This window comes from Sulfitobacter sp. 1A13421 (assembly GCF_043557285.1).
GTDB lineage: Bacteria > Pseudomonadota > Alphaproteobacteria > Rhodobacterales > Rhodobacteraceae > Sulfitobacter > Sulfitobacter faviae.
The window spans coordinates 80,452-102,284 of the sequence record NZ_JBIFFQ010000007.1; the positions used below are offsets into that span (position 1 = coordinate 80,452).

Below are 21,833 nucleotides of genomic sequence, written 5' to 3' on the forward strand. Positions count from 1 at the left end.
CATAGTTGCGCGCCAGATATACCGCAGTTTGCCCGATGCACAAAGCCTGACGCGGCGCTAGCGCGCAAGGTCGAAGGCTTTGCGCATCACGGTGGGCAGATCGCTGGGGCGGAACTGGTTCTGGCCGATGAATTCACCGCTTTCGGGGTGGCTGTCATGGCCGACCCGCGCGTGCTGCACCGTCAACATCAGATGGAAATGGGTGAAGGTGTGGCGCACCTCACCCGGCAGGGCGCGCCAATCGGCGGCCATGGGCGGCGTGCCATCGGGGCGCGGCTCGGATGTATCGACCCAGTCGGAGCCGGGCCAGCCGAGCATACCGCCAAGCAGCCCCTTCTCGGGCCGCGTCTCTAGCAGCCATGCACCATCCTCGCGCTCTGCCAGGTAGACCGTGCCGTGACGGATGGGTTTCGGTTTCTTCGGCGTCTTCTTGGGCAAGAGCGCTGCCGTGCCTTGCGCCCGCGCGGCGCAGGGATCGCGCCAAGGGCAAATGCCACAGGCGGGGGATTTCGGGGTGCAGATCGTGGCGCCGAGATCCATCACCGCTTGGGCATAGTCGCCGGGGCGAGCCGCCGGGGTCAGCGCGGCGGCGCGGGCCATCAGCTCGGGCTTGGCGGCGGGCAGGGGCGTGTGGATGTCATAGACCCGCGCCATCACCCGCTCCACATTGCCGTCGAGCACCGCATGGGGCAGATCGAAGGCGATGGAGGCGATCGCCGCCGCCGTATAGGGCCCGATCCCCGGCAATTTCAGCAGCGCGTCGTGATCCGCGGGGAAATTGCTGCCATGCTCATCCACCACCACCCGCGCGCATTTCAGCAGGTTGCGGGCGCGGGCGTAATAGCCAAGCCCGGCCCATTCGGCCATCACATGGGCATCCTCGGCAGCGGCGAGGGCGGCGACATCCGGCCAGCGGGCGGTGAACCGCGCGAAGTAATCCTTTACCGTGGCCACGGTGGTCTGCTGCAACATGACCTCGCTCAGCCAGATGCGGTAGGGGTCGGGCATGACCCCGGCCATCCGGTCCTGCGGCGGCACCCGCCACGGCAGGGCGCGGGCGTGGGTGTCGTACCACTCAAGCAGGATCGGCGGCAGCTCGCTGACGCGGGTTTTCTCACGCAATGTTTAGGCCTTTCGACGGGGCAGGGGCTGGTGACGCTGGGGCAAATGGTTATGTATGTCAGCACATTCGGGAAACAAAGCCATGCCGCCACGTCGTACGACTACAAAAGGGTTTAAACGCACCAACAGCCTGCTCTCGCAACAGATCCGCAAGGCGAGCGAGACGCGCGGCTTTGCGCAATCCCGCCTGCTGACCCATTGGGCCGAGATCGCGGGCGAGGCCACTGCCGCCATCTCGCGCCCTGTCGAGGTCAGCTATGGCCGCAAGGAAGGCATCGGTGCCACCCTGACCCTGCTGACCACCGGGGCCAATGCGCCCATGCTGGAGATGCAAAAGGAGCAACTGCGCGCGCGGGTCAATGCGGTCTACGGCTATAACGCCATCGCGCGGGTGCGGATCACCCAGACGGCGGCGACCGGTTTTGCCGAAGGGCGCGTCGCTTTCGATCACAAGCCCAAGGGCGAGAAGCCCCGCCCCAACCCCGCGTTGCAACAAAAAGCAGCCGAGGCCGCCAAGCCGGTGGCCGATGAGGGGCTGCGCGAGGCCCTTGCACGTCTGGGCGAGAACATATTGAACAAGAACCAAAGCTGACGATCTGATAGCTGGTCAAACGGAAGGAATATCCTATGAATCGCAGAAACGTAATCCTTGGCGGTCTTGCCACCCTCGGCGTCGGTGGCTGGTTCGCCGCCAGCAGTTTTGGCTCGGCCCCCCTGGGCAGCACTGCGCTGACCCCCTTCGTCGGCGCTGCGAACGCGCAAACGACCGAGGGCGAAGTCGACACCTCCGGCATCACAGAGATGGTCTTGGGTGATGAGAACGCGCCGGTGACGGTTGTCGAATACGCCTCTTTCACCTGCCCGCATTGCGCGACCTTCCACAACGAGACCTTCAAAAAGCTGAAGGCCGATTACATCGACAGCGGCAAGGTCAAGTTCATCTACCGCGAAGTCTATTTCGACCGCTACGGTCTTTGGGCCTCCATGGTGGCGCGCTGCGGCGGTCAGGAGAAGTTCTTTGGTATCGCCGACCTGATCTACAAATCGCAAAGCGAATGGACCCGCGCGGGCGAGCCTGCCGCCATCGTCGATGAGCTGCGCAAGATTGGCCGTCTGGCCGGGCTCGACAACGAGACGCTGGATGAATGCCTGAAAGACGGCGAAAAGGCCGAGGCGCTGGTGGCATGGTACACCGCAAACGCCAAAGAGGATGACATCTCAAGCACGCCGAGCTTTGTCATCGACGGCAAGAAGCATTCGAACATGTCCTATGCCGACATGAAGGAAATCCTCGACGAAGCGCTGGCTGGCTAATGACCGCACCGCTTGCAGGACTGAAAGTCGTCGAATTGGCGCGTGTTCTGGCTGGCCCTTGGGCCGGTCAGACACTGTCGGACCTCGGATGCGAGGTGATCAAAGTGGAAAGCCCGGCAGGGGATGACACCCGCCAATGGGGGCCACCCTTCGTCACCCGGGACGAGGATGTCACCGCTTCCTATTTCCACTCCACCAACCGGGGCAAAGCCTCGGTCACCGTGGATTTCCGCACTGAGGAAGGTCAGGCGCAGGTCAAAGAGCTTTTGGCCGATGCGGATATCCTGATCGAGAATTTCAAGACCGGGGGATTGGCGAAATACGGGTTGGACTATGCCAGCCTGTCTGCGCAGTTCCCGAAACTGATCTATTGTTCGATCACGGGGTTCGGCCATACCGGGCCTTACGCCCATCGCGCGGGCTATGATTTCATCATCCAAGGCATGTCCGGTCTGATGTCGATCACCGGGGAGCCGGACGGCCAGCCGCAGAAATCCGGCATGGCGATCACCGATATCTTTACCGGGGTCTATGCCAGCACCGCGATTTTGGCCGCCGTTCACCAGCGCCACCAAACCGGCGTGGGCCAGCATATCGACATGGCCCTGCTTGATTGCGCCGTGGCGATCACCGGCAATCAGGCGATGAACTATCTCACCACCGGCAAGGCACCGACTCGGATGGGCAACGCGCATCCCAATCTGACGCCCTATGAGGTGTTTGAGTGTTCCGACGGCCATCTCATCATCGCCACGGGCAATGACGGGCAATATCAGCGCCTGTGCCAATTGCTGGGGCTCGATGACATGGCCACCGCGCCGGAGTACCTCAAGAACGCCGACCGGGTCGCCAACCGGCCCGAGATGATCCGCCACCTGACCGGGGCGACCCGCCTGCGCAGCCGTGACGACCTTTTGGCCGCTTGCGAAGCGCATGGCGTGCCTGCCGGTCCGATCAATGACATGGCCGATGTCATGGCCGATCCGCAGGTCGTGGCGCGGGGCATGCAGATTGAACTGGACGGTGTGCCGGGGCTGCGGTCACCCTTCACCTTTTCGGGGGCCGAGCTTTCGCTGCACCGGCCCGCGCCGAAACTAGGCGAAGACAACAAGGCCTAGGGCGGTGGCAGCCTGTCTAGCGCTGCGTGCAGCGCGTTGCCTTCGGGCAGGGACAGGCGCACCGGCAGGGTCAGTACCTTGGCGCGGAACTCCATCGGCAGGCGTACCGCGTCTTTCTCGGTAGTGACGAGTTGCGCCCCGCGCATCGCGGCCTCGGCCTCCAGCCGCAACATCAGCCGCGATGTCAGCGGCTGGTGATCCTCCAGCGCCTCGGCATGAAGGATCGTCGCCCCCAGCCCGCGCAGGGTGGCAAAAAACTTCTCAGGATGGCCGATGCCCGCAAAGGCGAGGACTTGGGAATCCGACCAATCCATCCCGGTTTGCAGTGGGGCGAGTTCGGCGCGTGCATGGGGCAGGTCTGTCTTGGGCAGTCGTTTCGCAAAGCGCGCTTGGGCCGCCTCATCCCCGATGGAGAGCAAGAGATCGGCCCGCGCCAGCCCCGCCGCGACAGGCTCACGCAACGGCCCGGCGGGCAGGCAGAGGCCGTTGCCGAACCCTTTGACCGCATCTACCACGACGATGCTCAGATCCTGCACCAGCGCGGGGTTCTGAAAACCGTCATCCAGCACCACCAGCGTGGCCCCCGCCGCTTCGGCGGCCTGCGCCCCCGCTGCGCGATCCCGGGCGACCCAGACATCCGCAAAGGCGGCGAGCAGCAGTGGCTCGTCCCCGACCTCCTCGGCGCTGTGCTGCAGGGGGACGACCCGCACTGGCCCCTCTAGCGTGCCGCCATAGCCGCGTGAGACGACATGCGGGCGATGGCCGCACTCCAGCAAATATTGCAGCACCGCTATCACCGTGGGCGTCTTGCCGGTGCCGCCCGCGTTGATATTGCCGACGCAGACCACCGGCACCCCCAACCGCAGCGGCGTGCGGCCCGCCAGCCGCCGCGCGGTGGCCGTGGCATAGAGCGCGCCCAGCGGTTGCAACAGCCGTGCGCGCCAGTCGGGGCGGGGCAGATGCCAGAAATCAGGCGCGCGCATCGGATGCTCCCATTTCTTCGTCGAGCCGGTCTTGCACCATTTCAATCACCCTATCGGCCAGTTCGGCCCCTTCGCTGATCACGTCCCAGCCCGCATGGGCCATGGTGGCGGCCTGATCCGGCGCGATCAAACGCGACACCGCATTGCCGAGCGCGCCCGCGTCATTTACGATCCGCGCCGCGCCCGCCGTGGCGAGCCGCCCATAGGAGGGCAGGAAATTGCGCACCTTGGGTCCGTAGAGCACCGCCGAGCCAAGCGCCGCCGCCTCGAAGGGGTCGCAGCCGCCGTGGCCTGAGACCAGCGAGGAGCCGAGGAAAGACACCGGCGCCACCCGAAAGAACAGCCCCCGGTCGCCGGGATCGTCCGCGACCATGACCTGCGTCGTCTCGTCGGGGTAGGGGTCATCGCCCCACCGCATCGTGGTGAACCCACGCGCGCGGGCGCGCTCATAGGCGATATCGGCGGTCGGGTAATCATGGGTGTGCAGGATAAGCAGCAAGCGGTGCGACAGGCGCAGCGCTTGGCGATGGGCGGTGAGCACGACGGGTATCTCTTCGGCCAGTACCTGCGTCGCATACCAAACCGGACGCCCAACCAGACAGGCCGACATATCGGCCAAATCCGATTCCGCACAGCGCAGCGCCTGACCGCCCGCCAGCAGCGGCGATGTCACCTGCCCCTTGTTGCGCGGCAGGCCCAGTTGCACGAGACGGCGCAGCACGGCGGGGGAGCGGGTCAGCACCTGTTCGAAGGCCGCCAGCAACTGCCGCGTGACATCGGGCAGCCAACGATCCCGGCGGCCATCGAAACCGGCGCTGTCGGCGTCGATCATCATCATGGGGCAGCCGCGCCCTGCGGTCTCCAACACGAGGTTGGGCCTCAGCCCGCCCCATGTCCACAGGCAGAAATCGGGGCGCCAATGGTCAAGGAACCGGGCCACATTGTCGGGGTGTTCGCTGGGGGCGGGGAGGATGAACAGGTCGCGCGTCTCGGGCGTGGGCAGCTCTTGGGCCGCCGCGCTTTCCGAGAGGGTGACAAGCACCGCGGCCCGGTCGCGCATCGCCATGAACCGTTTGGCGAGGTCGAGCACGGCCAGCACGTTGCCCGCTTCGGCGGCATGCATCCAGACCAGCTCCCCCTCGGGGCGGGGGGCGTAGGGCGGCGCGTCTTCGGCCCCGCCCCGGCGCACGAGGGCGCGATAGGCTGCAAGCCCCAGCGACCGCGCCGCCATGGTGGTTTATTCCAGCTCTTCGGTGGGCGAGGCCGATGTCTCTTCGTCGCGCAGGCGGTGCAGATGGGCGATGTAATAGCGCATATGCGCGTTATCGACGGTACGATGCGCTTCGGATTTCCATGCGTCATAGGCGCTGGCATAGTTGGGGAAGATCCCGACGATGTGGATGTCATCGACATTCTTGAACGCGTTCTTGGTCGGATCGACAAGTTCGCCACCGAAAACAAGGTGCAGGCGTTGGGTCATGGAGCTGTCCTTTGATCTGTCAAAGCTGCGGTGCTGCGCATAGTGCCTAGCAGATGGGGCCGGTCACGCAAGGGCGTCGATCAGCGCGCGCTGCACCGATGGGCCACCTGCCACGATGCCATCCACGCGCGGGTCGGGGTTGTTGAACCTCAGCGCCCCCCCCGTCGCGGTGGTGCAGGTACCGCCCGCTTCGGCCACGATCAGCGTGCCGGCGGCGATGTCCCATTCCCACGTGCGGCGCAGGGTGATCATCGCGTCGAAAGAAGCATCGGCCACCAGCGCCATACGGTAGGCCAGCGAGGGGCGGTAGCTGCGTTTGAACACCGGTGCCGCGCCGCCGTGCCAGCGTTCGGCCACCAGCGCGGGCCGCGCGGCAAGCACTGTCGCCTCGGCCAGATCCCTGACCTCGGAGGTGCGGATCGGCGCGCCGTTCAGCGTGGCCCCGCCGCCCCGGTGCGCGGCATAGAGCATGTCGCGCATCGGCAGATAGACCACCGCCGCCGTCACCGCGCCGCCCTCGGCCACCGCCAGCGAATGCGCCCATGTGTCGGACCCTTCGACAAAGCTGCGGGTGCCGTCGATCGGGTCGATGATAAAGATCCGCTCATGCCCCAGCCGGTCGGTATTGTCCTCCGTCTCCTCAGACAGCCAGCCATAGTCGGGCCGCGCGCCGCGCAACTCCGACAGCAGCAGATCGTTCACTGCCAGATCGGCTTCGGTCACCGGGCCTGCGTTATCGGGCTTGTCCCAACGTTTCGCCGTGGCCCCGACAAAGCCGCGCGCCACGGCACCTGCCTTGCGGGCAGCGTCGATCAGCAGGGTGAGATCGTCCTCAGGCACCGGCAAGGGTCATTCCAGGCACCAGCAGCGAGGGCACGACGCGGCTAAGATGCCTGCGCGCGTCATTGGCGGGGATCATCCCCCGCAGCATGTCGCGCAGATTGCCCGCGATGGTGCATTCGTTGATCGCATGGGTGATCTCACCATTCTCAACCCAGAGGCCCGAGGCGCCGCGCGAATAGTCGCCCGTGTTGGGGTTGATCGTGCTGCCGATCATGGAGGTCACCAATAGCCCCGTGCCCATCTCGGCAATCAGATCGTCGCGGCTGGCCTCGCCTTGGGTCAGCGCGATATTCCAGTTCGACGGCTGCGGGCCAGAGCCGGGGCCGCGCGCGGCGTTGCCGGTGGGGCTGAGTTCCAGCTTGCGGGCGGTGGCGAGGTCGAGCGTCCAATCTTGCAAGATGCCCTTGTCGACGATGGCCCGCCGCTGGGTCGGCAGCCCTTCGGCGTCAAAGGGGCGCGAGCCGGTGGCGCGGATGCGGGTCGGGTCTTCGATCAGGGACAGGGCTTCGGGCAGCACCTGTTCGCCCTTGGCATCGCGCAGGAAGGACGCGCCGCGCGCAATCGCCTGACCGTTGATCGCCCCCAGCAGGTGCCCGATCAGCGAGGCGGCGATGCGTTCGTCGAACAGCACCGGGTAGCTGCCGGTGGGGGGCTTGCGGGCATCGAGCCGCGCCAGCGCGCGTTCGCCCGCGCGGGTGCCGATCTCCTGCGCGTCGCGCAGATCGGCCTGAAAGATGCGGCTGTCGCCGTCGTAGTCCCGCTCCATCCCGGTGCCGCTGCCTGCGATGGCGACACAGGACAGCCCGCGTTCGCTGCGGGCATAGCCGCCCTCGAAGCCGTTTGTCGCGGCGAGGTAAATCTCTTGCGCGCCATAGCCCGCGCCCGCCGATTGCACTTGGCTGACCCCTTTGACGGCCAGTGCGGCGGCTTCGGCGCGGGCGGCGTCCTCTTGCAGGGCTTCGGGGGAGGGTTCGGGCGTGGGATCGCAAAGCTCCAGCCCTTCGGCATCGCGGCGGGGTGAGAGTTGATCGGGGTCGGCCAGCCCGGAATAAGGGTCTTCGGGCGCTTCTCGGGCCATGGCGACGGCGCGTTCGGCCATCTCTTCGATCGTGCGCGATGACGTGTCGGAGGCCGAGACATTGGCCGAGCGTTGGCCGACGAAGACCCGCAGCCCGATGTCCGTTCCTTCGGAGCGTTCGGCCTGTTCCAGCGCCCCGCCGCGCACTTCGATCGAGACAGAGCTTACCGTGATCGCCATGGCATCGGCCGCATCCGCACCGGCCTTGGTGGCCGCATGAAGGAGGGACTTGGTCAATGCATCAAGGGCGTCTGGCATGGTCTGGCTCCTTTTGGGGTTGGAAAAGGGGTAATCCCCCGCCCCGCAGGGGGCAAGGGCTGGGCTCTATTTTCCCAGATAGGGCAGGCGCGGGGCAGGGCCGCGCCGCCGGTTATTTGATCTGCTGACCGTTGGCGAGGATGCCGCCCTCTTCGGTGAACTCGATTCTGGAGGTCAGGGAGTCTTCGCCCTCGCCCGGCACGGTGAAGAGGCCCATCATCATCCGTGCGCCCATCGCCTGATCCTGCGGCACGAGGCCCATCGCCACCAGTTTGTCGAGCAGGGCCACGCCGCCGACCAGCGACAGATCCAGTGCGCCCACGGGTTTCGGCATGCCGGGCACGGTTTGCATATCGTCATTGTCAAAGGTGATCGCGCCCGAGGCGTCGAACTCGGCCCCGGCCACGTCCAGCGACACTTCGTTCACGTTCAGCGCGTGAATCTCGCCCGGGGCCTCATCGCCCATGGTGGCGGTGACTTCGGGGTCCATCAGTTCGAACAGCAGTTTGGCCTTGCCCGACAGGTCCACGACCAAGGTCGCCGGGTCGCGGGGCAATTGGCCGGTGGGATCGAAGATGCCCCAGATCATGTCCGACATCTCAAAACGGTCGAGCGTCACGCCAAAGGCGAAATCCTGCGGTTCTTCGGACTTCAACACCGGCATTTTGAGGTTAAAGGCGCTTTCTGCCATGCTGAACTGGATCGGGAAGGGCATGTCGGCGGCGGTCACGCTGACTTCGATGTCCTGCTGGCCGCCGTCATAGGAAAGCCCCTCCGGCCCCATGGCTACGCCGAGCTTTGCCCCGGTCGAGCTTGAGATCAGTTGAAACTCCCCATTTTCGGGGTCGGAAACCTGCATGTCGGTGCGGCCCGCGCCAGCGGTAAATCTGCCGTCGAAGGCAAGGCCTTCGCGCATCATCGCGGCCACGTCGGCGCCTGCGTCGATCATCGGCAAGGTGCCGCTGCCGTCAAAGACCACCTGATCGACCCCGCCTGTGACGGCGACGCGGGCCGGGTCTTCGGGGGTTTTCATCACCACGTCATATTGCAGGCTGTCGATGCGGCCCGATTGGTCATAGCGGCGCGTCTCGGTCCCGGTCATCTCGGTCCGGCTGCTGACGCCGGTGCCGATCAGCGTGAACTTGGCTTCTTCCTCGGTATAGCTTTGCTCACCCACTTTGAGACCGGCCAGCGTGAGAGAGATGCTGTCGGCGGCATAGTCGTATTGCAGTGCCTCGGCGCTGCCGCTGGCGCGCATCACCGGCGCGGTCTGGGCGTAGTTCAACACCATCGACACCGGTTCATCCTCCGCCGTTTCGGGCGCGACGTTGATCGTCATCGGCATGACGGTGGGCATGCGGATATTGACCGCGCCGTCGCCTTCGGGCTCAAAGCTCAGCGTGCCGAGCGACATGGAGAAATCGCCGCCCTCTTCGGCCATGTCCATTTTCAGGGTCACATCGCTGACGGTCAGGTCATCGCCGTTGAAGGCTTCGCTTGCCTCGACCTCATAGCCCATGCTCTCCATATACTGGCGCCAATCGCCCCAGACGTCGGAAGGGGTCAGATCGGCCCAGAGGGGCGTCGAAGCCAGCGTGACCGGCAGGGCGAGGAACAGCGACGCGGTGGAAATGCGAGACATCGGAAAATCCTTTTCGGCAATGAGTTACGCATAGGGTCTGCCAATCCCCGCGCAGGGTCAAGCGATGCGAGGCTGGACCCGGGTTGATCGGCAGATTACCACAGCCCTCAAGCAATGTACAAAACAAGCGGAAGGATCCCCCCATGGACATGACAGGCAAGACGATCATGATTACCGGCGCCAGCCGGGGCATCGGCGCCGCCGCCGCGCGTGTGTTCGCCGAGGCGGGCGGCAATGTCGCCCTGTTGGCGCGCAGTCAGGATGCCATCGCCGAATTGGCCGGAGAGTTGGGCAAACAGGCCATCGCCATCCCCTGCGACGTGACCCGCTATAACGAGATGACTTCGGCGGTCGAGACCACGCGTCGGGCCTTTGGCGGCCTCGACGTTCTGATCAACAATGCAGGCGTGATTGACCCGATCTCGCTCATGGGAGAGGCCGATCCCGCGGATTGGGCCAAGGCGATCAACATCAACGTGACGGGGGTCTTTCACGGCATGCGCGCGGCGCTGCCCTTGATGAAGGAAAACGGCGGCGGCTCGGTGCTGACGATCTCTTCGGGCGCGGCGCATAACCCGGTCGAGGCTTGGAGCCACTACTGCGCGTCAAAGGCGGCGGTGAATATGCTGACACAGTGTTTGCACCACGAAGAGGGCGGCAACGGCATCCGCGCCATCGGCCTGTCCCCCGGCACCGTGGCCACCGACATGCAGCGCGACATCAAGGACAGCGGCGTGAACCCGGTCAGCCAGTTGGATTGGGACGTGCATATCCCCGCCGATTGGCCCGCCCGCGCGCTGCTGTGGATGTGCGGCCCGGAGGCGGATCGTTTCTTGGGTGATGAGATTTCCCTGCGCGACGAAGGCATCCGCAAGGCGGTGGGCCTGATATGATCGAGCTTGACCGCGCGGGCGACATCTGGACCGTCACGATCAACCGACCCGACAAGGCCAATTCCCTGACCCACGCCATGCTGGTCGAATTGGCCGAGGTCATGGAAGAGGCGCAGGCCGCCCGCGCGGTGATCCTGACCGGGCGCGGCAAGGTGTTCAGCGCCGGGGCCGATCTGGACGAAGCCCGCGCGGGCCTTGCGAAATCGGATGTTTGGGAGCGTTTGTCAGGCGCGGCGGCCGCCTTGCCGGGGCTGAGCATCGCGGCACTCAACGGCACGTTGGCGGGCGGTGCGATGGGCATGGCGCTGGCCTGTGATCTGCGCATCGCGGTGCCGGGGGCGAAGTTCTTCTATCCTGTGATGAAGTTGGGCTTTTTGCCGCAGCCCTCTGACCCGGCGCGGATGGCGGCGCTGATCGGCCCTGCGCGGACCAAGCTTTTGCTGATGGGCGGGCAGAAGATCACGGCGGAAGAGGCGCTGACTTTTGGCCTGATCGACCGCATCGTCGCGGCGGAGGAGGCGCAGGAACACGCGCAGGCGCTGGCCGCCGACACAGTGGCGGCAAGTCCGGACGTCGCGCAGGAAATCAAACGGATGTGCGGCCCCGCCTAACGTTTGCGCGTGCCTCCGGGCACTTTAGAGCGGAAGCCCGGCGGGCGTTTCGCCACCCATGCGGCGAATTTGGCAAGCCTCGGATGACTGCGCAGTGCTTCGGGCGTGTTATAGTGCCGCGCCAGTTCGGTCTCGGTCAGGGCGGCGTGCACCTCTCGGTGGCAGATGTGATGCATCAGCACCGTCGGCCCGCCCTTGCCACCGCGCAGTTTGGGGATCAGGTGATGCAGGCTCTGCGGCACGTCCTCAGGGATGGGCCGGTGGCAGAGCGGGCAATGTGGCACGGTTTCGCCTTGGGTCACGGTCCTCCCTTTCGCTTGCATTGCAGGGCCACGGCAGGCAAGAGGATGTGTCAAATCCTCCCCAAGGCAAGGACAGGCCCATGACTTCCCCGTCAGACAAGCAGACCCAAGGGCGCGCCGCGTGACCCGCGCCTTGGTCATCGGGGGCGGCCCGGCGGGGCTGATGGCGGCAGAGGTCATGGCGCAGGCGGGGCTGTCGGTCACGCTTTGCGAGGCGAAACCTTCGGTCGGGCGCAAGTTCTTGATGGCGGGCAAATCCGGGTTGAACCTGACCAAGTCCGAGCCCTTCGCCCCCTTCCTCGCCGCCTACGAAGAAGCGCAGCCTGCCTTGCGGCCTATGCTGGAGGCTTTTGATGCCCAAGCGGTGCAGGACTGGGCCGAAGGGTTGGGACAGGAGGTCTTTACCGGCTCCACTGGGCGGGTTTTCCCCCGTGCGATGAAGGCGTCACCGCTGCTGCGCGCATGGCTTGCGCGGCTGGCGGATTGCGGGGTGACGATCAATACCCGCTGGCAGTGGCAGGGCTGGGACGGGGATGCATTTGTTTTTGATACGCCCGGCGGGCGGGAGGTAGTCACTGCCGATGTGACGGTGCTGGCCCTTGGCGGCGCGAGTTGGCGGCGGCTTGGCGCGACAGGCGAATGGGCGCCCTTGCTGGCGGCGCGCGGCGTGGCCCTGCGCGATTTTGCTCCGGCGAATGTTGGGCTGCTGGTCGATTGGTCACCACACATGACCCGTCATTTCGGCGCCGCGCTTAAGGGTGTGGCATGGCAGGCTGGCCCCTACCGCTCGCGCGGGGAGGCGGTGATCTCGGCCCGCGGGCTGGAGGGGGGCGGCATCTACAGCGTTTCGCGCGGGCTGCGCGAAGGGCAGGGGCTGACGCTTGATTTGCTGCCGGACTTGCGGGCCGACGAGGTGGCGGCGCGTTTGGCAAAGCCGCGCGGCAAGGACAGTCAGGCCAACCATCTGCGCAAACGGCTGAAGCTGAGCCTCGCCCAGATCGCGCTGCTGCAAGAGATGGCCCGCCCGCTGCCGCAGGAGGCCGAGGCGCTGGCCGCCTTGCTGAAAGACCTGCCTATCGCCCACGCCGGGCTGCGCCCGATGGATGAGGCGATTTCGACGGCGGGGGGGATAGGGCTCGACGCGCTGAACGCGGGGCTGATGCTGCGCGCGCTGCCGGGCGTCTTTGCCGCAGGGGAAATGCTGGATTGGGAAGCGCCCACGGGCGGCTATTTGATCAACGGCTGTCTGGCGACCGGCCATTGGGCAGGCCGCCATGCTGTGGAATGGGCGCGGGGTTAACCGTTTTCCTTGGTCATCGCGGCCACGAAAGCCGGGCGTTCACGCAGGGATTTCGCCCAGAGGTTCAGCTTGTCATCTACACGCGGAAATTTCGCGCCGATCGACCAGTTGATGCAATGCACCGCCAAAAGGTCGGGCAGGGTGATCTGATCGCCCATCAGGAAAGGCCCCTCAAGCCGGTCGGACAGGGTGCTGGCCGCACGCTCGAACTCGGCCTTCAGGCTGTCCTTGATGGCGGGCACGCGGGCCTCTTCGGGAAAGACGAAACTGTGCTTTGCCGCAGCCCAGAGCACCGCGTCGAATTCGTCGATCAGCCAAAAGGTCATCGCATCCTGCCGCGCCCGCGCGGGCGTTCCGGCGGGGGCGGTGAGCGCGCCGTGTTTGTCGGCGAGATAGGTCATGATGGCAACGGAATCGGTCAGCACCTCATCGCCATCCACCAGCGCCGGGATCTTGCCCGAAGGATTGAATTTGCGCGCCTCATCCGAGCGGGGTGCCGCGGGGTTCAAATCGTAGGGCTGGCCCAATTCTTCGAGCATCCACATGACGCGAAAGGCGCGGGTCTTGGTGCCGCCGATGACTGTGTACATTGAATTTCCTCTCCCAAAATCAACGTTGTGCGCCCAGCATTGCCAGACGGATAAAGGCCCGCTCAACCAGCGCCAGCGCCGGGGCGTGCTGGCCTGCGGAGCGCAGCTTGAGGTCCGTCTCGGTCAGCACCGCCAGCGCGGTTTCCAGCTTTACCGCGCCCCAGTTGCGCGCCTGTCGCATCGCACGGTCGCGGTCGCGCACGCCGTAGATCGGCGCGCCGGGGTTGGCGGCGATGCGGTAGAGAGTGCGGAAATGCCGGGTGGCCATGATGGTCAGGGTCACCGGGTTCACGCCTTGGCCTTGCAGCTTGCTCATCACCGGGCCGATCTCGGCGGCGCGGGTCTCGGCCACGACATGCAGGATGTCGTCGACCTCGGCCTCGGTCGAGGTGGGGGCGCAGGCGGCGATGTCATCCAGCCCGATGTTGCTGCTGTCGCCCAGTTTATAGAGCGTGATCTTCTCCAGCGTTTGCCGGAAATCGCCGGGGTCGAGGGTGCGGGCCAGATCGGTCAGGGCGGCCATGGCGTCGGCCTCAGGCGTGAGCTTCGCGTCCTTTAGCATCTGCTCGATCTCGGCCCGGTCGGGCGGGTTGTCGTAGATCGCGGTGGCAAAGGCGTTGGGGTGGGTCTCGAACGCCTTCAGCACTTTGGAGGTCTTCTTGAGATCGCCCCCGGTGACCACGATCTGCGCATCGCCCGGCTGCCATTCCTTTAGCGCGTCGAGCAGGATTTTCGCGATATTGTCATTTGCCTCTTCCACCAGCGCGGCACGCGGGCCGGGGAAGAAGCCGACCGCCTTGATCGCATCCAGCAGCATCGCCGGATCGCGGCGCAATTCGCCCGCGGGCATCCGGCTGAGGCGCATTTCCTCTTCGGCATTGGGGCCGAGCAGGTTTTTCAGGAATTCCTGCCGCTTCAGCGCCACGCGCATCGCGTCGCTGCCATAGATCAACAGCCCCGTGCGCGCGGGATCGGGCCGCGCGAAATAGGGTTTCGCCTCGCGCGGGGTCAGTTTCATTGGGGCAGGTCGGCCGCATAGAGGCGGCTAATCACGAGGTCCGCGAGGATGGTCATCAGACGTTCCTGCGCGTCCAGTTCCGCCGCGCGGGTCGCCACGGTGGTGCCGGTGGCGGAATAGCCGGTGAAGCTTTCGACCTTGCCCGAGGTCACGATCTGCCCGCTGTCGAGGTCACGCAGCGCATAGGCGGTTGTGCCCACGAGGTTGTAGCGCCGTGTGTTGCCTTCGCTGTCGATGGCCAGCCCGTCTTCGACCGTGGTGGTGGTCAGGGCGAGCCCCCAGCGGGGGGTGGCGGCGCGGCCAAGGCGGCTTTCCACCTCGCGCACCAGAAAATAGCCAAAGCGGTCTTCCGGCGCGTCCACCAGCACGCGGTTTTGCAATGCCGTGCCCGCGCCGCCGGGTCCATAGACCGGCTCGAACCCGCAGGCGGCAAGCGCCAGTAGGGGCAGGGCCAGCAGGAAGCGGCGGCGCATATGGGTGGTCTTAGGCAACGACATTCACAATCCGTCCGGGCACGACGATGACCTTTTTCGGCGTGGCCCCGTCCAGCGTTCGAATGACAGCTTCATGCGCCAGCGCGGTTTTTTCAACCTCTTCCTTCGGCATATCGGCGGGCACCTGAATTTCCGCCCGACGTTTGCCGTTGATCTGGATCGGCAGGGTCACCGTGTCATCGACCAGCATCTTCTCATCCGCTTTGGGCCATGGGGCCTTGGCGACCAGCCCTTCGCCGCCCTGATGCGCCCAGATGTCTTCCGAGAGGTGCGGGGTCATCGGTGACATGAGCTGCGCCAGCGTCATGATCGCTTCGCGTTGCGCGGCATAGCCCGCCTTGGATTTCTGCAAAGTCGCCGTGAAGGCATAGAGCTTGGCAATCGCGGCGTTAAAGCCAAAGGATTCGATGCCCATGGTCACGTCATGGATCGTCTTATGCATGGCGCGCAGCAGGTCGTCGTCGCCCGAGCCCGCCGCCTCGCGGTCCATTTCGGCCACGCGGTCACATATGTTCCACACGCGCGAGAGGTGTTTATAGGCGGCTTCCGCGCCGGAGGCGGTCCATTCCACGTCCCGCTCGGGGGGCGAATCGCTCAGCACGAACCAGCGCGCGGTGTCCGCGCCGTAGTTCGAGATGATGTGCAGCGGGTCGACGACGTTCTTCTTGGACTTCGACATCTTGGCGGAAGGGATGATCTCAACCTCGGTGCCATCGGCAAGTTTGCCCTCCGTCACCTCTTCGGGCAGGTGATAGACCGGGCGGCCATTATCGTCGCGCGTCTGGTAGATCTCATGGGTCACCATGCCTTGGGTGAAGAGCGCGTCAAACGGCTCCACCGCGCTTTCGGGCAGGTGGCCGGTGATCTGCATCGCACGGGCAAAGAAGCGCGAGTAAAGCAGGTGCAGGATCGCGTGCTCGATGCCGCCGATATATTGATCGACGTTCATCCAATATTGCGCGTCTTCCATGACGGTGGGCGTGTCCGCGCGCGGCGCGGTGAAACGGGCGAAATACCACGAACTGTCGACGAAAGTGTCCATCGTGTCGGTCTCGCGCAGGGCGTCCTTGCCGCAGGCGGGGCAGGCGCAGTTGCGCCATGTCGGGTGCCGGTCCAGCGGGTTGCCCGGCGTGTCGAAGCTGACGTCGTAAGGAAGCTCGATCGGCAGGTTTTCTTTCTTCTCCGGCACCACGCCGCAGTCGTCGCAATGCACCACCGGAATCGGGCAGCCCCAGTAGCGCTGGCGCGAGAGGCCCCAGTCGCGCAGGCGGTATTTGGTGACGCCGTGGCCGATTCCGTTTTCCTCGCAAAAGGCGATGGCGGCGTCGACACCCTCTTCGCCGGTTTGCCACTGGTCGCCCGCGAAGCCCCGGTTGTAGAACACCTTTTCGGTCTTCGGCGGGACGAAAGCGGCTTCCAGCTCGGGCGCGGCATCCTCGGACGGCAGGAAGGTCGAGATGATCGGCAGGTCGTATTTCGTGGCGAACTCGAAGTCGCGCGGGTCATGGCCCGGGCAACCGAAGATCGCGCCGGTGCCATAGTCCATCAGGATGAAGTTTGCGATATAGACCGGCAGTTCATGGGCCGTGTCGAAGGGGTGACGCACGCGGATGCCAGTGTCCATCCCGAGCTTCTCGGCGGTTTCGATCGCCTCTTCGGTGGTGCCGCCCTTGCGGCATTCGGCGCAGAATGCGGCGATCTTTTCGTCGTCCCGCTCCAGCGTCTTGGCGAGCGGATGGTCGGGCGAGATGCCGACGAAGGAAGCGCCAAGCAGCGTGTCGGGGCGGGTGGTATAGACCTCGATCCGGTCAAAGCCCTCGGGCGCTTCGATGGTCGAGAAGGCAAATTGCAACCCGCGCGACTTGCCGATCCAGTTGGCCTGCATCAGCTTTACCTTGGCAGGCCAGTTGTCGAGGCTGTCGAGCGCCGAAAGCAATTCTTCGGAATGGTCGGAGATCTTAAAGAACCACTGCGTCAGCTCGCGCCGCTCCACCGGTGCACCGGAACGCCAGCCGCAGCCGTTCTCAACCTGCTCGTTGGCCAGCACGGTCATATCGACCGGATCCCAGTTCACCACGGCGTTCTTGCGGTACACGAGGCCCTTTTCGAGGAAGTCGAGGAATAGCGCCTGCTGCTGGCCGTAGTAGCCCGGATGGCAGGTGGCGATCTCGCGCGACCAGTCAATCGACAGGCCGAGCGGTTTCATCTGCTTTTTCATCTCGGCGATGTTGTCATAGGTCCAATCCGCCGGGTGGCCGCCGATGGCCATGGCGGCGTTCTCGGCGGGCATGCCGAAGGCGTCCCAGCCCATCGGGTGCAGCACGTTATGCCCGGTCGCGATCTTGTAGCGCGCGATCACGTCGCCCATCGTGTAGTTGCGCACATGGCCCATGTGGATGCGCCCCGAAGGGTAGGGGAACATCTCAAGCACGTAGTATTTCGGCTTGTCAGCGTTGCGAACAGCCTGAAAAATGCCGTCCTTTTCCCAGGCTTGCTGCCAGCGGGCTTCGATCTCGGCGGGGGTATAGCGGGGCATGAGGGGACCTTCGTGACATGAAAAACGCCGGGCTGCTGTTTTCACAAGGCCCGGCGTTGGAACGGTGTTGAGTTAAGCGGGCTCAGAATTTGCTGTCGGACACGCGCATCTCCCGCGCTCGGCTGAGGATCGCATCCTCGACCGCGCGGGTGGTGGCCCGTGCCACGGGCTGGCCGCCCGAAGATTGCAGCGCCACATTGAGCGAGCGTGCATCAAGCGCCGGATCGTCGATCAGAACGGTCGCGCGATAGGCGCGGCCCCCGCCCGGCGGGGTGCCATAGCCTGTGACGATCACCCCGGTGAAAGGATCGACCGATTGCACAGGCAGGAAGTTCAGTACTTCGAGCGAGGCCGACCAGAGGTATTTGTTCACCGAAACGCTGGTGTCTGTGTTCTTGCGGTTAAAGATCGACCAGATCGTATTGTCGGGATTGGTCTCAATGTTATTGGGGTTGTTCGGATTGGTGTATTGATCCGGCCGCTCTGTGGCCGGGCTGCCAAAGCCCCCGCCACAGGCGGTCAGCGCGCTGAGCGCCAGAACGGTGATTGCCAATTTGCAAGCGGTACGAAGGGCCATTGCAGCTTTCCTTTGCCTGTTTGCGCTCCGGTCTATCCAAGCAGGCCCTTATCGGCAAGGTCTATGTCATAGGAGCGCGCTGCGCGGCATCGGCGCCGCCATAGGCAAAGCCGCGGCCCTGGGGTGAAGGAACTGTGGCATAGCTGCACCAACCCCGGCGACATTGCGGGTGGGGGGCGCGTGAACCTTGCCAAGTGCAGGGGATTGGGGGCAAACAGCCTGCATACCCTTACCGGATTCCCCGGTCTGGGCATATGAATTCAAACCGAGGGAAAACTCATGAAAAAAGTTCTCTTCGCTACAACAGCCCTGGTTGCGACCGCCGGTGTAGCAGCAGCAGACGTGACATTCGGCGGCTATGGCCGTTTCGGTGTTATGTACATGGACGACGACTCCACAGGTGAAAGCTCGACAGACGTCACTTCGCGCTTCCGTCTGCAGATCGATGCAACAGCTGAGTCCGACTCTGGCGTTGTCTTCGGTGCACGCGTTCGCATCCAGCAGAACAACGGCGATAGCAACGATGCTATTAATTCGATCAATACAACGACCGGTGTGGTCGATCTGAACAGCGGCCCTGCAGGTACAGGCATCAATGGCGTGCGTTACTTCGCTCGTTCCGGTGGCTTTGAAGTTGGCGTTGGCAACATCTTCGGTGCCCTGGAAACCATGCCGGGTCAGTACCCGATCGATCTCGGCCTGACCGGTCTGGGTTATGACTACACTGCATTCACCGGCGCAGATGCGTACTCTTCCGGTGGCAGCGGCGCAGCTGGCGACAATGGTATCGAAGTGCTGTACTCCGCAGGCGACCTCGCGATCCACGTATCTTACTCCGACGCGACTTCCTATTCGGATGCAAACCTTGACGGTATCGTTGATGTTGGTGAAGGTGCGGATGAAGCTAATCGTCTCGCAGCATACGTCGCTTACACTTGGAACGGCTGGACTTTCGCTGTTGGTGGGCAGGATTCCGACAACGCAACCGACACTGAGTGGACTGCCACAGCGGGTGGTTCCTTCGGTATTGCTGACGTAACGCTGGCATATGCAGACAACGGCACCATGGGTGATCGCGTTGTTCTGGCGGCACGTTTTGACGTTGGTGCTGCTACCGACATGGAAGTGTACGTCGCTGATAACAGCAACGGAACTGACGCTGACGCGGTGAACGACACTGGCTACGGCATCGACTTCAACCACGACCTGGGCGGTGGTACCTCGCTGCGCGGCGGTGTGGCCAAGCGCTTCAACGACGACGTCGTTGCCGACATGGGTGTTCGCTTCAACTTCTAAGTTGAACAGCATACTGTGAATATTGGGGCAGGCCTTTCGGTCTGCCCCTTTTCTTTTGTTCGATGCTGTTGTTTTCTGCGCGCCTGACATGGAGGGCCGAAAATGAGTCTGAGCGACATCCAAAACCGCATCTCGAAAGCCGAAGCCGATGCAGGCCGTGCGGCGGGGTCGGTCAAGCTGATCGCCGTCAGTAAGGTTCAGCCCGATGCGCGTGTGCGTGCGGTCTTGGAAGAGGGGCACCGCTCTTTCGGAGAGAACCGCGTGCAAGAGGCGGCGGGCAAATGGCCCGGTTTTCGCGAGGATTTTGACGGGATCGACCTGCACATCATCGGCCCATTGCAAAGCAACAAGGTTCGGCAGGCGATGGAACTGGCCGAGGCGATCCACACGGTCGACCGCCCCAAACTGGCCAAAACCATCGCGCGGTTGGCGCAGGAATTGGGCCGCTGTCCCGACCTCTTTATTCAGGTGAATACCGGCGAGGAAGAGCAGAAGGCGGGCGTAATACCCCGCGACGCGGATGCGTTTGTCGCCGAGTGTCGCGCGCTGGACCTGCCTATTAAGGGGCTGATGTGCATCCCGCCGGTGGACGAGGCGCCGTCGCTGCATTTCGCCCTGCTCGCCAAGATCGCCGCGCGCAACGGTCTGAGGGGGTTGTCCATGGGCATGAGCGGCGACTTCGAGCAGGCCATCGCACTGGGCGCCACCCATGTGCGTGTGGGGGCCGCCATCTTCGGCGAGCGGGTTAGCGGATAATCAACCGCGTTGCCGGACCCACATGCGCGGCGATCTTGTGGAGGTCGCTCCGTGCAAAGGCGATGCACCCCTCGGTAGGATAGCCGGGCCGCCGCCATTGGTGAATAAAGATCGCAGAGCCGCGGCCCGCCGTGGCATCGGGCCAATTCCAGTCGGTCAGGATCACCAGATCGTAAAGCGGATCGGCGCGGCGCAGGGCCTCATGGCTATGGGGGTAGGGGGCGCGGACGCGATGGTTGTAGTCGGGCTGGCCGCTGGCATCTGACCACAGATCGCCCGGACCGATCGGCTGGGCCCAGGCGCTTGGCGCCGGGATGCGATCAGGCCGATAGAGCATCCCAACCAAGCGATGCACCCCGCGCGGGGTGCCGCCATCACCTTCGCGTTTGTTATCGGTCAGCCCGCCCTTGCCGATGCTACAGGCATAGCGCCGCCCCTGAAACCGCAGCCCCGTGGGCGTTAGAACCATGTCATTCGGGGTCATAGCAGATGCCCCGATTTCGCGGCTTTGGTGGCCAGATAGGCGCTGTTGTGGCGATTCTCGCCCACGGCCAGCGGGACGCGCTCGTTCACGGCGATGCCGCTTTGCTCCATCATGCCCACCTTGCGGGGGTTGTTGGTCAGGAGGCGCACGGCGGAGAAGCCCATTGAGCGCAGGATGTCGGCGCCGAGACGGAAGTCGCGCTCGTCATCCTCGAACCCCAGCCGGTGATTGGCCTCGACCGTGTCGAAGCCCTGATCCTGCAAGGAATAGGCGCGCATCTTATTGGCAAGACCGATGCCGCGCCCCTCTTGGTTGAGGTATAAAAGCACGCCATGCCCTTCGCCGCCCATCTGCGCCAGCGCGGCGCGCAGTTGTGGGCCGCAGTCGCATTTCAGGCTGCCCATCAGATCACCGGTGAAACAGGCCGAATGCAGGCGGCAAAGCACCGGCGTGTCGCGGGCAGGGCGGCCGATTTCGATGGCGTAATGCTCCTCGCCGCCATCCTCGGGGCGGAAGATATGCAGGCGCCCGGCCTCGGAAACCTCCATCGGCAGGCGGGCGTTCACCACCGGATGCAGCGCGCTGCGCTCGGCAAGGATCGGGGCGGCGGCGGTAAGGTCGATCAAGGTCAGACCATGCGTCCGCGCGAAATCGGCCCCCTGCGGCAGATCAAGCACCAGTGCGGCGGGCAGCATCCGGGCGGCTTTCACCAGATCAATCGCGGCGCGATGCGCCTCCGTATCGCCGCCTCGCGCGGTCTGAAGTGGCCCTTTCATCGGGGCGCGCAGGTCATCCGCCGGATCGGCGATGCTTTGCACCCAAGCAGGTGTCGCCCCCTCAGGCAGCAGCACCCGGGCGAGATTGCCATCATAGGCCCGCGCCTTGAGCGTTTCGGCCCGCCGCGCGGTGATCGCCAGCACCGGCGCACCGCCCAAGGCCAGCACATCCGCAAGGCGTTGCGCGGTCAGCGTCTCTGCCGCCAGCACGAGGGCGGCCTGCGCCCCATCCGCCAGAATCACGGGCACGCCCATGCGCAGATCGGCCCGCGCACGCGCCAGTTGTTCGGTGATGTCCGGGGCGAAACTCATCGTTTGTTGCAACTCCGCAAAGGCTTCCCCGTCTATCTAGGTTATATCGC

Annotated in this window: 23 protein-coding genes; 8 read left to right on the forward strand and 15 right to left on the reverse strand. The window is 64.6% G+C overall.

Going from position 1 to position 21,833, the window contains the following annotated elements:
• Positions 1 to 57: 57 nt before the first annotated feature.
• Positions 58 to 1,122: an A/G-specific adenine glycosylase gene (gene mutY / locus ACGYLI_RS13335; protein WP_394419557.1), complete on the reverse strand. Its 1,065-nt coding sequence runs from the start codon at positions 1,120 to 1,122 to the stop codon at positions 58 to 60.
• A gap of 82 nt (positions 1,123 to 1,204) precedes the next feature.
• On the opposite strand from mutY, the gene ACGYLI_RS13340 reads away from it, so the two are divergent.
• The 3 genes from ACGYLI_RS13340 to ACGYLI_RS13350 are packed head-to-tail and all read left to right on the forward strand — an operon-like array spanning position 1,205 to position 3,554.
• Positions 1,205 to 1,714 carry a DUF721 domain-containing protein gene (locus ACGYLI_RS13340; RefSeq protein ID WP_271688827.1) on the forward strand — a complete coding sequence of 170 codons (510 nt, stop codon included), beginning with the start codon at positions 1,205 to 1,207 and terminating at the stop codon, positions 1,712 to 1,714.
• A gap of 35 nt (positions 1,715 to 1,749) precedes the next feature.
• On the forward strand, positions 1,750 to 2,436 hold the full coding sequence (locus tag ACGYLI_RS13345; RefSeq protein ID WP_394419558.1) for a DsbA family protein: 687 nt from the start codon (positions 1,750 to 1,752) through the stop codon (positions 2,434 to 2,436).
• Positions 2,436 to 3,554: a CaiB/BaiF CoA transferase family protein gene (locus ACGYLI_RS13350; protein WP_394419559.1), complete on the forward strand. Its 1,119-nt coding sequence runs from the start codon at positions 2,436 to 2,438 to the stop codon at positions 3,552 to 3,554. The genes ACGYLI_RS13345 and ACGYLI_RS13350 overlap by 1 nt, the downstream gene beginning before the upstream one ends.
• Here the strand turns inward: ACGYLI_RS13350 and lpxK are convergent.
• From lpxK to ACGYLI_RS13380, 6 genes are all read right to left on the reverse strand, one after another.
• Complete coding sequence (gene lpxK / locus ACGYLI_RS13355) at positions 3,551 to 4,537, reverse strand: tetraacyldisaccharide 4'-kinase (protein ID WP_394419560.1); 987 nt, start codon at positions 4,535 to 4,537, stop codon at positions 3,551 to 3,553. The genes ACGYLI_RS13350 and lpxK overlap by 4 nt on opposite strands.
• Complete coding sequence (locus ACGYLI_RS13360; protein WP_394419561.1) at positions 4,524 to 5,768, reverse strand: 3-deoxy-D-manno-octulosonic acid transferase; 1,245 nt, start codon at positions 5,766 to 5,768, stop codon at positions 4,524 to 4,526. Before ACGYLI_RS13360 ends, lpxK begins: the two co-directional genes overlap by 14 nt.
• A 6-nt stretch (positions 5,769 to 5,774) precedes the next feature.
• The gene (locus ACGYLI_RS13365; protein ID WP_067262181.1) at positions 5,775 to 6,017 is read right to left on the reverse strand and encodes a DUF4170 domain-containing protein; all 243 of its coding nucleotides are present in this window, start codon (positions 6,015 to 6,017) and stop codon (positions 5,775 to 5,777) included.
• A gap of 63 nt (positions 6,018 to 6,080) precedes the next feature.
• The gene (locus ACGYLI_RS13370) at positions 6,081 to 6,857 is read right to left on the reverse strand and encodes a 3'(2'),5'-bisphosphate nucleotidase CysQ (RefSeq protein WP_394419562.1); all 777 of its coding nucleotides are present in this window, start codon (positions 6,855 to 6,857) and stop codon (positions 6,081 to 6,083) included.
• Positions 6,850 to 8,196 carry a TldD/PmbA family protein gene (locus ACGYLI_RS13375; protein ID WP_394419563.1) on the reverse strand — a complete coding sequence of 449 codons (1,347 nt, stop codon included), beginning with the start codon at positions 8,194 to 8,196 and terminating at the stop codon, positions 6,850 to 6,852. Before ACGYLI_RS13375 ends, ACGYLI_RS13370 begins: the two co-directional genes overlap by 8 nt.
• Before the next feature lie 112 nt (positions 8,197 to 8,308).
• Positions 8,309 to 9,838 carry a DUF2125 domain-containing protein gene (locus ACGYLI_RS13380; RefSeq protein ID WP_394419564.1) on the reverse strand — a complete coding sequence of 510 codons (1,530 nt, stop codon included), beginning with the start codon at positions 9,836 to 9,838 and terminating at the stop codon, positions 8,309 to 8,311.
• A 143-nt stretch (positions 9,839 to 9,981) separates the two neighbouring features.
• Between ACGYLI_RS13380 and ACGYLI_RS13385 the strand changes: the two genes are divergently transcribed.
• Both ACGYLI_RS13385 and ACGYLI_RS13390 read left to right on the forward strand, forming a co-directional pair.
• A complete protein-coding gene (locus ACGYLI_RS13385; RefSeq protein ID WP_394419565.1) occupies positions 9,982 to 10,731 on the forward strand; it encodes an SDR family oxidoreductase in 750 nt (249 codons plus the stop codon).
• Positions 10,728 to 11,342: an enoyl-CoA hydratase/isomerase family protein gene (locus ACGYLI_RS13390; RefSeq protein ID WP_394419567.1), complete on the forward strand. Its 615-nt coding sequence runs from the start codon at positions 10,728 to 10,730 to the stop codon at positions 11,340 to 11,342. Before ACGYLI_RS13385 ends, ACGYLI_RS13390 begins: the two co-directional genes overlap by 4 nt.
• Here the strand turns inward: ACGYLI_RS13390 and ACGYLI_RS13395 are convergent.
• Positions 11,339 to 11,644, reverse strand: coding sequence for an HNH endonuclease (locus tag ACGYLI_RS13395; RefSeq protein ID WP_231886283.1), 306 nt, complete (start codon positions 11,642 to 11,644; stop codon positions 11,339 to 11,341). The two genes, ACGYLI_RS13390 and ACGYLI_RS13395, sit on opposite strands and share 4 nt — an antisense overlap.
• Before the next feature lie 121 nt (positions 11,645 to 11,765).
• Here ACGYLI_RS13395 and ACGYLI_RS13400 point away from each other — a divergent pair, with 121 nt between their 5' ends.
• The gene (locus tag ACGYLI_RS13400; RefSeq protein ID WP_394419568.1) at positions 11,766 to 12,944 is read left to right on the forward strand and encodes a TIGR03862 family flavoprotein; all 1,179 of its coding nucleotides are present in this window, start codon (positions 11,766 to 11,768) and stop codon (positions 12,942 to 12,944) included.
• Here ACGYLI_RS13400 and ACGYLI_RS13405 read toward each other — a convergent pair.
• From ACGYLI_RS13405 to ACGYLI_RS13425, 5 genes are all read right to left on the reverse strand, one after another.
• Positions 12,941 to 13,534, reverse strand: coding sequence for a glutathione S-transferase family protein (locus ACGYLI_RS13405; protein ID WP_394419569.1), 594 nt, complete (start codon positions 13,532 to 13,534; stop codon positions 12,941 to 12,943). The two genes, ACGYLI_RS13400 and ACGYLI_RS13405, sit on opposite strands and share 4 nt — an antisense overlap.
• 19 nt (positions 13,535 to 13,553) lie before the next feature.
• Positions 13,554 to 14,552, reverse strand: coding sequence for a DNA polymerase III subunit delta (holA, locus tag ACGYLI_RS13410; protein ID WP_394398753.1), 999 nt, complete (start codon positions 14,550 to 14,552; stop codon positions 13,554 to 13,556).
• Positions 14,549 to 15,049 carry an LPS assembly lipoprotein LptE gene (gene lptE, locus ACGYLI_RS13415; RefSeq protein ID WP_271688836.1) on the reverse strand — a complete coding sequence of 167 codons (501 nt, stop codon included), beginning with the start codon at positions 15,047 to 15,049 and terminating at the stop codon, positions 14,549 to 14,551. Before lptE ends, holA begins: the two co-directional genes overlap by 4 nt.
• Positions 15,036 to 17,582, reverse strand: a complete 2,547-nt coding sequence (leuS, locus tag ACGYLI_RS13420; protein WP_394419570.1) for a leucine--tRNA ligase — start codon at positions 17,580 to 17,582, stop codon at positions 15,036 to 15,038. Before leuS ends, lptE begins: the two co-directional genes overlap by 14 nt.
• Before the next feature lie 82 nt (positions 17,583 to 17,664).
• Complete coding sequence (locus ACGYLI_RS13425; protein ID WP_394419571.1) at positions 17,665 to 18,159, reverse strand: DUF3576 domain-containing protein; 495 nt, start codon at positions 18,157 to 18,159, stop codon at positions 17,665 to 17,667.
• A 279-nt stretch (positions 18,160 to 18,438) separates the two neighbouring features.
• Here ACGYLI_RS13425 and ACGYLI_RS13430 point away from each other — a divergent pair, with 279 nt between their 5' ends.
• Positions 18,439 to 19,455, forward strand: coding sequence for a porin (locus ACGYLI_RS13430; protein ID WP_394419572.1), 1,017 nt, complete (start codon positions 18,439 to 18,441; stop codon positions 19,453 to 19,455).
• 102 nt (positions 19,456 to 19,557) lie between these two features.
• Positions 19,558 to 20,211 (forward strand): YggS family pyridoxal phosphate-dependent enzyme, encoded by a 654-nt coding sequence (locus ACGYLI_RS13435; RefSeq protein WP_394419573.1) that lies wholly within the window; start codon positions 19,558 to 19,560, stop codon positions 20,209 to 20,211.
• On the opposite strand, the gene ACGYLI_RS13440 is transcribed toward ACGYLI_RS13435, so the two are convergent.
• Both ACGYLI_RS13440 and ribA read right to left on the reverse strand, forming a co-directional pair.
• On the reverse strand, positions 20,201 to 20,695 hold the full coding sequence (locus tag ACGYLI_RS13440) for a L,D-transpeptidase (protein WP_394409786.1): 495 nt from the start codon (positions 20,693 to 20,695) through the stop codon (positions 20,201 to 20,203). The genes ACGYLI_RS13435 and ACGYLI_RS13440 overlap by 11 nt on opposite strands.
• On the reverse strand, positions 20,692 to 21,783 hold the full coding sequence (gene ribA, locus ACGYLI_RS13445; protein WP_394419574.1) for a GTP cyclohydrolase II: 1,092 nt from the start codon (positions 21,781 to 21,783) through the stop codon (positions 20,692 to 20,694). Before ribA ends, ACGYLI_RS13440 begins: the two co-directional genes overlap by 4 nt.
• Between the last annotated feature and the right edge of the window lie 50 nt (positions 21,784 to 21,833).